The following is a 2,231-nucleotide window of genomic DNA, read 5'->3' as shown; positions in this document are numbered from 1 at the left end:
GCCAACAGGAAGAGTCAGCTGATGCAGCTTGATTCAAGAAAACATGTCTCCGGAATATCGGGAGCGATTCAGTCGAGACGTGCACGAAAAAAATCATCAGTCGGCATTTAAATTTCCCCTAATTCCCTCAGGTTTTGATGCCTATATTATAATTTCCCAGGGATCTCAGCGTTTACTAATTCGCATGAATTCCAATATTTATAGGGTCTCCAAGCGTTTTGCAGGACTGACTACTTAAAACCGAGTGGTGCATCATCGGAGATTCAAAACACGACAACAAGCCATTCAGGAGATTAACGAATTTATAGAAATCTTCTATAACCGGCAGAGAAAACAGAAAAGACTAGGCTATTTGTCACCAGCACAATTTACGCAGCAATACTATCCAAATTTGCTTGCCGCTTAAACCAATGGACTCCATCTTTGACAGCACATATCACATTAACCTAACATCAGATATGTAAAGAAAATAAGCATGCTTGCGCAATCTAGTTTATTTCTGTTTACTGACTACAGGCGGAATAAACAAAGCAGGCAATGTTTTACTAGAATATTGTTTATGAATATTTTTGTTAGCGAATTTGCCAGCTCCTACTTCCGCTGATAGCAAATCAGAATATTTCGATATATAAGGTTGTGAAAACAGCGGATCTTCTATTTTATCAGTCCTTCTTGGTCTCTTAGATAAAGATTCTTTCCTCAAGGAGAAGGTTCTCGGAGCCTTTTTTACCGCAGGGTCTATATTTTTAGACTGGGCAGATGAAACGCTCCGTTTATCTTTTTGTTCATCAATTGGTTTCTTTTTATCCAAATACTCAGGCTGCTGATTTTTTAATCCGAAATTACTTTCCTCTACTTTAATTTTAATCCCTAACAATTTTTCTATACCATCTAACAAGCTAATCTCTTCTCTGCTTACAAAAGAAATCGCGAGTCCTTTAGCTCCCGCACGTCCTGTTCTTCCAATGCGATGTATATAATCTTCAGGATTATTGGGTAGCTCAAGATTAATCACATGAGTCAATTCTTCAATATCAAGACCACGTGCCGCAACATCAGTCGCAACGAGGACTCGAATTAAACCACATTTAAAATTATCCAGAGCTTGGGTTCGTTGCAGTTGATTTCTATCGCCATGTATCGCTGAACTTAGGATCTCTCGACTATTTAATTTTTGTGCTAAACGATCTGCTCCATGTTTAGTACGTGTAAAAATCAAAACTTGCTGCAAGTTATTTTTCTTGATCATATCAATTAAAAATTCCTGCTTACCTATTGGTTCCAAATAGTAAACTACATGAGAAATTAAATCGCTGACTGAATTCTTCCTGGCCACCTCAATCAATGTCGGATTTTTCAAAATTTTCCCTGCAAGTTTCTTAATCTCTTCGGAAAACGTTGCAGAAAACATCAAATTCTGTCGTTGATCGGGTAGCATCTGAATAATTTGCTTAATATCTGGTAAGAATCCCATATCCAACATTCGATCCGCTTCATCAAGAATCAACATTTCAACTTTTGAAAGCATCAAATTTCTTTGCTGGAGATGGTCCAACAACCGCCCTGGTGTTGCTACCAGAATTTCCACACCAGAACGTATAGCAGCAATTTGAGCGTCGATGCTTACACCACCATAGATCACCGTTGATTTTAATGTCACATACTTTCCATACGTTTTGACACTCTCATAAACTTGTACTGCAAGCTCTCTAGTCGGCACCAAAATTAATGCACGTATTGGATGTTTTGCAGGTGATGTACTACTATTAGCGTAACCCTCTAATTTTTGCAACATAGGAAGGGTAAAACCTGCTGTTTTACCTGTGCCAGTCTGAGCTCCACCCATCACGTCACAACCTTGCAGGATTACGGGTATTGCTTGTTGCTGAATTGGGGTAGGCGTTGTATATCCCTGATCAGATATAGCTCGTAACAAATCAGTTGATAAACCAAGTTGTTCAAATGAGATATTATTACTACTCATATATTACAGTCACTACCTCTTTAATTTTATATTCAATCAAGTAAAGTAAAAGATCCACAATTTTAATTTTCATAAATGCAAAAAGAACCTGCACGAAACACATGCAGGTTCTTTCTTAAACCACTCTCTTAACCTCATTGAAGTTCAAATGCTATCTATTCCACAAGGATAGGTTATGATAAAAACTTACCACAAGAAGCGAATTATTCCTCATCATCATTTTCGTCCTCGTCATCACTTTCGTCAT

1 protein-coding gene and 1 pseudogene are annotated in these 2,231 nt (G+C 37.9%); one reads left to right on the top strand and one right to left on the bottom strand.

All coding sequences use genetic code 11. The annotated features are described in order from the left end of the window. Nucleotides 1-238: 238 nt before the first annotated feature. Nucleotides 239-406: pseudogene (locus QZV86_RS13675) on the top strand (IS3 family transposase); the annotation flags it as partial. A gap of 87 nt (nt 407-493) precedes the next feature. On the opposite strand, the gene QZV86_RS13670 reads toward QZV86_RS13675, so the two are convergent. Beyond that, on the bottom strand, nt 494-1,984 hold the full coding sequence (locus QZV86_RS13670) for a DEAD/DEAH box helicase (RefSeq protein WP_295629278.1): 1,491 nt from the start codon (nt 1,982-1,984) through the stop codon (nt 494-496). Nucleotides 1,985-2,231 lie beyond the last annotated feature (247 nt).

The organism is uncultured Nitrosomonas sp., from assembly GCF_902826915.1.
GTDB lineage: Bacteria > Pseudomonadota > Gammaproteobacteria > Burkholderiales > Nitrosomonadaceae > Nitrosomonas.
This window is presented reverse-complemented; position numbering and strand designations above follow the sequence as displayed.